The organism is Burkholderia sp. FL-7-2-10-S1-D7 (assembly GCF_001524185.1).
Classification (GTDB): Bacteria; Pseudomonadota; Gammaproteobacteria; order Burkholderiales; family Burkholderiaceae; genus Burkholderia; species Burkholderia diffusa.
Window position 1 is genome coordinate 312,560 of the sequence record NZ_LOWY01000011.1, and the last position, 6,323, is coordinate 318,882.

At 66.4% G+C, this 6,323-nt stretch carries 7 protein-coding genes and 1 pseudogene; 1 reads left to right on the forward strand and 7 read right to left on the reverse strand.

All coding sequences use genetic code 11. The features are described from left to right. Nucleotides 1-73: 73 nt before the first annotated feature. The 4 genes from WS75_RS04180 to WS75_RS04195 form a co-directional block, all read right to left on the reverse strand. The gene (locus WS75_RS04180) at nt 74-538 is read right to left on the reverse strand and encodes an Lrp/AsnC family transcriptional regulator (protein ID WP_059524722.1); all 465 of its coding nucleotides are present in this window, start codon (nt 536-538) and stop codon (nt 74-76) included. Nucleotides 539-639: 101 nt separating this feature from the next. Then, nucleotides 640-1,398 carry a dimethylarginine dimethylaminohydrolase family protein gene (locus WS75_RS04185; protein WP_059679310.1) on the reverse strand — a complete coding sequence of 253 codons (759 nt, stop codon included), beginning with the start codon at nt 1,396-1,398 and terminating at the stop codon, nt 640-642. A 229-nt stretch (nt 1,399-1,627) separates the two neighbouring features. Continuing rightward, nucleotides 1,628-2,881: a DUF1479 domain-containing protein gene (locus WS75_RS04190; protein ID WP_059679279.1), complete on the reverse strand. Its 1,254-nt coding sequence runs from the start codon at nt 2,879-2,881 to the stop codon at nt 1,628-1,630. 112 nt (nt 2,882-2,993) lie between these two features. Further along, a complete protein-coding gene (locus tag WS75_RS04195) occupies nt 2,994-3,383 on the reverse strand; it encodes a VOC family protein (RefSeq protein WP_059679311.1) in 390 nt (129 codons plus the stop codon). A 73-nt stretch (nt 3,384-3,456) separates the two neighbouring features. On the opposite strand from WS75_RS04195, the gene WS75_RS04200 reads away from it, so the two are divergent. Then, nucleotides 3,457-4,422, forward strand: coding sequence for a helix-turn-helix domain-containing protein (locus WS75_RS04200; RefSeq protein WP_059679312.1), 966 nt, complete (start codon nt 3,457-3,459; stop codon nt 4,420-4,422). A 91-nt stretch (nt 4,423-4,513) separates the two neighbouring features. Here the strand turns inward: WS75_RS04200 and gltA are convergent, their stop codons facing one another. The 3 genes and pseudogenes from gltA to sdhB all read right to left on the reverse strand — a co-directional run. Further along, nucleotides 4,514-5,815: a citrate synthase gene (gene gltA, locus WS75_RS04205; protein ID WP_011881720.1), complete on the reverse strand. Its 1,302-nt coding sequence runs from the start codon at nt 5,813-5,815 to the stop codon at nt 4,514-4,516. A 53-nt stretch (nt 5,816-5,868) separates the two neighbouring features. Continuing rightward, entirely contained in the window at nt 5,869-6,141 is a 273-nt protein-coding gene (locus WS75_RS04210; protein ID WP_059450790.1) for an FAD assembly factor SdhE, read from the reverse strand. Between the two features lie 8 nt (nt 6,142-6,149). Continuing rightward, a pseudogene (gene sdhB, locus WS75_RS04215) lies at nt 6,150-6,323 on the reverse strand (succinate dehydrogenase iron-sulfur subunit); the annotation flags it as partial.

Genomic DNA, 6,323 nt, shown 5'->3' on the forward strand with positions numbered 1-6,323 from the left:
TTCGGAATACAAATCGATCAGCCCGGTTGTTCGCGTCGAAAACCAGTCCTGCACGCCGGGCCGCACGGCCAAGTCAGACGACGCTGCGCTTGATCGCCTGCAACTCGGCGGTCGTCACGATCTTCTCGATCCGGAACCGCTGACTCTCCAGCCACATGTTCGCGATCCGCCGGTATTCGTCGAGATCCTCGCATGCGAGCCGCACGAGAAAATCGAACGTGCCGCTGACGAGCCAGCAGTCGAGCACCGCCGGGTTGTTCCGCATCTCGTCCTCGAACGGCGCCTGCGAACGCCCGTGGTCGGCCAGCACGATCTGCGCGATCACGACGATCGGCTTGGTCGCACGCGGCGCCTTGATCACCGCGCGATAGCCTTCGATCACGCCGAGCGCCTCGAGCCGCTCGACGCGTGCCTGGCATGGGCGCGGCGTGAGGTTCACGAGCTCCGACAGCTTCCGGTACGAAATCCGTCCGTCGGTGCGCAGGATGTCGAGGATCCGGAGGTCGATCTTGTCGAGCTGCATCTTCTTGTCGGTCATCGGCGTTCGCTCCGGTCGGGTCGTGGCTGGTGCGCGGAGCATCTCCTCCAGTTCCGCGCGGGGGCCACATTATCCGGCTGAAGCGGCCGCGCGCCAATCGGCTAGAAGCGCAGCGACAGGCAGGTCAGGCCGCCGTCCATCTTGCGGAACTCGCTCGTGTCGATCACATGCAGCGGCAATCCGAGCGAGCCGATCGCGTCGTGCACGCGCGGATAGCCGGCCGGTGTGATCAGCGTGCCGTTCACGCGCAACGTGTTGCCCGCGTATTCATCGGCGGCCGAGATGGCGATCCGGCGATAGTCGGCGAACGCCGGATGCTCGGCCAGCGCCTCGGTCACGAGCAGCGTGTCGTCGCCGAGCGCGTTGACCACCGATTTCAGATGCAGGCCGGCGCCGACCGGCACCGCGACGACCGCATAGCCGTAGCGCGACACCAGCGACTCGAACGCGGCGATGCCCTCGGCATCGGTGCGGCCCGTCAGGCCGATGTAGAAGCGCTTGCCGACCTGCATCACGTCGCCGCCGTCAAGGCGCCCCGCCTGCATCGGCAGCAGATCGCGATGCGCGCCGAGCGCTGCTTCGATGTGTGCCGTCTCGCCGCGCCGCGCGGGTGCTCCGGGGCGCGTGATCACCGCGAATTCGGGGGTGACGACGGCGACGTCCTCGACGAAGTGCGAATCGGGGAACGCGTCCAGCGGCGGCAGTTCGGTCAGTTCGACGCCGAGGCCGCGCAGCGCGTCGCAGTAGGCGTGGAACTGCGTGAGCGTCTTGTCGTAGTCGGGCGCGCCCAGCGCGGCGGTGGTGAGACCCGCGCCGCAGGACGGCGCGGGACGGCGAACGATCGCTTGCGTGAATTGCATCGACTCCTCCATGGTCACGCTGCCCCCCATGCGGCGCACGGGGCAGCTGCGTTGTGTCCGGACCATTATCGGAAGCCAAATTGCGCAATTCGCGTCGAATTCGGGCGTGCCCGCAGCCGATCGCGTCGAATTGCAAGCGGGACGCAGCGGATTCGGCAGACGGCTGGCGGGCGAGGCGCAAACGCGCCGGACGCGGGTACCGGAGCGGCCGATGCGTCCGCTGCGTCCGTCATGCCGCGACAGGCACGAACCCCATTTGCGCCCGCCCCAGCGCCGTCAGATTGCCCTCGCCGCCTCGTCCGTCGAAATCGACCTCGAAATGATCAGCCGGGAAATCGGGCGGGCTGTCGCCGCGCAGGAACGCGAGCCGCTGGCGCTGCAGGTACGCATCATTCTTCGCGCAACCGGGCGCGGCCGCGATGTACATCACGTTGCTGTCGCCGCTGCCGCGATGCGCATCCTCGACGGCATGCACGACATCGCCGTGCCAGAACACCGCATCGCCCGGCTCCATGTGCGGGATCGGCACCAGCGCGTCGAGCAGCAGCGCATGCCATTCGGGCAAGATCGACAGCGCGCGCCCCGGACGCGCCCCGCACAGGTCGTCGTCGGCGACGTCGTCCTGCAGCGCACGCAGCACGACGTACGCCATTGCGTTCGAGACCGGGATCAGCTGCAGCGTGCCGTCGCCGGGCCCTTGCGGCGTCAGCGCGGTCCAACCCTGGAACGTGCGGAACATCGAGCACACGGCCGGCGACGGGATTTCCTCGACGTCGGGACGGAACGCGGCGTCGAACGGATCGTAATCGCGCCAGCGGCCGGCCAGCACGTGGCGATAGACCTGCCGGAAATTCGCGCCGAGCCAGCGTTCGACCGAACCGCCGTCGACGTGCGGCGACAGTCCGAGCGACGTCGAGCCCGGCGGCCGGCGGCGGATCCGGTCCGCGTAGGCCGGCACCTGGTCGGGATCGAAATGCCTGCGCGGGCCGTCTGCATGACGCCACAGGCGGTTCAGGAACACGCGTGCCTGCGTGAGGGCCGGCGACTGGCGCGCGGCCACCTGCGGCTTCGACCAGTAGACGCCGTAGATCTGCGGCTTGCCCGACGCGAGGTTGCCGAAATAACGGTCCTCGGCACGCGCATGCAGCCGCTCGGCGAAGCGGTTCGCATCCAGATAGGCGCCGATCTCGTCGTTCCAGTCGCGCGCCTGCTGCGCGTCGAACACACCGCGGATCACCGCCGCGCCATGCGTACGGATCGCGGCGATCGCCTGCGGATCGACGGTGTCGTTCGCGATATCCGCGAATCGCAGCACCGGAATCACGTCGCGGCCTTGCGCGTGCGCGCGGCGGATCGCGTCGACCTGCCGAGCGATGTCGCCCTCCAGTTCTCGGAACGTGGCCGCGTAACCGGGCAAATCGGCGCGCAGCGCCCTTTTTGCCGCGCGGATCGCGGCCGGCAGATCGTCAATCGTCAGGTGCATCGTCGTCTCCTCGCTGAATCGTGTGTCGTGGTGAGCATTCAGCGTACGGCCGACGCGCCACCGTCATCGACACTATCCGGTCAACTATCGATACAATCCTGACAATCACGCGCTACTCGGGGTGATGGCAGACCACGCACAGCTTGTTGCCGTCCGGGTCGCGGAAATACGCGCCGTAGTAGTCGGGGTGATAGTGCGGCCGCAGGCCCGGCGGCCCGTCGCAGGTGCCGCCCTGCTGCAGCGCGAGCGCATGACAGCGGTCGACCTGCGCGCGCGACGGGGCGGCGAACGCGATCGTATGGCCGTTGCCCGGTTCGGGCGCACGGCCGTCGAGCGGCCGGCCGAAGAAGAACAGCGGCCGGTCGGTATCGGCCGGCATCCAGCCCGACCAGCCGTCCGGCTCGCTGAACTTCAGACGCAGCCCGAGTTGCGCGAGCAGCGGCGCGTAGAAGTCGTACGCGCGCGCGGTATCGCTGACGCCTACGCAAACATGTGAAAACATGGCATCGCTCCCGTCGTGACGATCGATCACGATCATGCCACGGCGCGTTGCCTCGCTCGACCCGGAGGTCGCGATGAAGCCGCAATACGAGCATGTGACGTTCGCCCCCGGCTGTTCGATCCGCGTGTATCACCGTCAGCTCGCGCGCATCCCGTTCGAATGGCATCGCCACCCGGAATACGAACTGACGCTGACGCTCAACAGCCGCGGCCAGCGCTTCATCGGCGACCACGTCGCGCGCTACGCGGACGACGATCTGGTGCTCGTGCCGCCCAACCTGCCGCACACGTGGTCGTCAAATGCACGCATCGATCGTGATGCGCCGGAAGTCGCGCTCGTCGTCTGGTTCGATGGCGACTGGGTGCGGCGGCTCGCCGACTGCTGCCCCGAATACGCGCCGCTGCGCTCGCTGCTGCGGCGCGCGGCGCCCGGCCTGCACTTCGACACCAACACGGCCCGCGCGATGCGCGCACGGCTGCCGCAGTTGCTCGATCCCGCTCCGCGCGTACGACTCGCGGCCGCGCTCGACACGCTCGCCGATCTCGCGGAAGCCGGCGGCGAGCCGCTCGCCACCGCGCATGCGTACGGCCGGCCCGACGGCACGACAGCGCGCGCCGACGCGGCCGCGCCCGAAGCCGAGCGCCTTGATCGCGTGCTCGATGCGATCGACCGGCGCTTCCACGAACCGCTGCGCATCGATGCGCTCGCCGCTGCCGCGCATATGTCCGAGCGCACGCTGCAGCGCCTGTTTGTCCGGCACCTCGGCGAAAGCGTCGGCCGCTACGTGCAGCGGCTGCGGCTCGCGCATGCGTGCCGTCATCTCGTCGCCACCGACTGGCCGATCTCGACAGTGGCCGCGCGCTGCGGCATTCCGAACGCCGCGAACTTCAACCGCCAGTTCCTCGCCGCGCGCGGGATGACGCCGGGCGCGTACCGGCAGTTCTTCCTGCAGCACGGCCACGCGCCCGACGAAGACGCGACGGCGCTCGACATGCGGCCGCCGTCGCTGGAGCATCGCGCAAATCCGGCGCGCAAATGAAAACACCCCGGCGGGATAAACCCACCGGGGTGTCGGGGCGTTGCGATTGCCCGGCGCGAGCGGCCTTGCGGCCGTTCGCGCCGCGCACGACTTAACGTGCGTTGAGCGGCTTCGCTTCGCGCGGCGTGTCGCCGATGAACAGCTGACGCGGACGGCCGATCTTCTGTTCCGGATCCGCGATCATTTCGTTCCACTGTGCGATCCAGCCGACCGTACGTGCCATCGCGAAGATACACGTGAACATCGACGTCGGGATGCCCAGCGCGCGCTGGACGATACCCGAGTAGAAGTCGACGTTCGGGTACAGCTTGCGCGACACGAAGTATTCGTCTTCCAGCGCGATCTTCTCGAGCTGCATCGCGAGCTTGAACAGCGGGTCGTCGTGCAGGCCGAGTTCGTTCAGCACTTCGTAGCACGTTTCGCGCATCAGCTTCGCACGCGGGTCGTAGTTCTTGTACACGCGGTGACCGAAGCCCATCAGCTTCACGCCCGAATTCTTGTCCTTCACCTGCTTGATGAATTCGGGGATGTTGTCCGGCGAACCGATCTGCTCGAGCATGTTCAGCGCGGCTTCGTTCGCACCACCGTGCGCCGGGCCCCACAGACATGCGATACCGGCAGCGATACACGCGAACGGGTTCGCGCCCGACGAGCCGGCGAGGCGGACCGTCGACGTCGATGCGTTCTGCTCGTGATCGGCGTGCAGGATCAGGATGCGGTCGAGTGCGCGGACGAGCACGTCGTTGACCTTGTACTCTTCGCACGGGTTCGAGAACATCATGTGCATGAAGTTCGCGCTGTACGACAGCGAGTTCTTCGGATACACGAACGGCTGGCCGATGCTGTACTTGTACGCCATCGCGACGAGCGTCGGCAGCTTCGCGATCATGCGGATCGCCGACACTTCGCGGTGACGCGGATCGTTGATGTCGAGCGAGTCGTGGTAGAACGCCGACAGCGCCCCGACTGCCGCGACCAGGATCGCCATCGGGTGCGCGTCGCGGCGGAAGCCACGGAAGAAGAAGTGCATCTGCTCGTGCACCATCGTGTGCTTCGTGACGGTGTCGACGAATTCCTTCTTCTGCGCCGCGTTCGGCAGTTCGCCCTTCAGCAGCAGGTAGCAGGACTCGAGGAAGTCTGCGTTCTGCGCGAGGTTGTCGATCGGATAACCACGGTACAGGAGTTCGCCCTTGTCGCCGTCGATGTACGTAATCGCCGAATTACACGAAGCCGTCGACATGAAGCCCGGGTCGTAAGTGAACTTGCCGGTCTGGCCGTACAGCTTGCGGATGTCGATCACGTCCGGGCCCATCGTACCCTTGTAGATCGGCATTTCGACGCTCGGCGAGTTGTCGCTGAACGATAGCGTGGCTTTAACATCAGACGGAGTCATGGCACATCCTCAATCGAAATAAAGAAACGGGATTCGATAACGGGCGTAACGCGTTAAACGTTGCGCAGCATCTCCAACAGCCTGTGAACGTCCGGGCTGTCTAGGTCGCCCTCTGGTTCCTTGCGCGCGAGGAGCAAGTCCATCAGGTCGTTGTCGCTCAGATCGAGCAGGCGCGACAACGCGCCTACGTCTGCATCGGTGAGGTCATGCTCGTATCTGCTGAAGAAACGCTCGAATACGATGTCGTTTTCCAGCAGACCCCGCCGCGCGCGCCAGCGGAGGCGCGCGCGACGGTGCGGGTCGGATTGATGCGAATCGTCGCTCATCACGAACTTCAAACCGCGCGCCGAACCATCAGTTCCTTGATCTTGCCGATCGCCTTCGTCGGGTTCAGGCCCTTCGGGCAGACGTCGACGCAGTTCATGATCGTATGGCAACGGAACAGACGGTACGGGTCTTCCAGGTTGTCGAGACGCTCGCCGGTGGCCGTGTCGCGGCTGTCCGCGAT

Excerpts from the sequence above, each read along its gene's own strand:
- WS75_RS04195 (WP_059679311.1), bottom strand. The coding sequence starts at position 3,383 with ATGTTTTCACATGTTTGCGTAGGCGTCAGCGATACCGCGCGCGCGTAC.
- WS75_RS04185 (WP_059679310.1), bottom strand. The coding sequence starts at position 1,398 with ATGCAATTCACGCAAGCGATCGTTCGCCGTCCCGCGCCGTCCTGCGGC.
- WS75_RS04180 (WP_059524722.1), bottom strand. The coding sequence starts at position 538 with ATGACCGACAAGAAGATGCAGCTCGACAAGATCGACCTCCGGATCCTC.
- WS75_RS04210 (WP_059450790.1), bottom strand. The coding sequence starts at position 6,141 with ATGAGCGACGATTCGCATCAATCCGACCCGCACCGTCGCGCGCGCCTC.
- WS75_RS04190 (WP_059679279.1), bottom strand. The coding sequence starts at position 2,881 with ATGCACCTGACGATTGACGATCTGCCGGCCGCGATCCGCGCGGCAAAA.
- WS75_RS04200 (WP_059679312.1), top strand. The coding sequence starts at position 3,457 with ATGAAGCCGCAATACGAGCATGTGACGTTCGCCCCCGGCTGTTCGATC.
- gltA (WP_011881720.1), bottom strand. The coding sequence starts at position 5,815 with ATGACTCCGTCTGATGTTAAAGCCACGCTATCGTTCAGCGACAACTCG.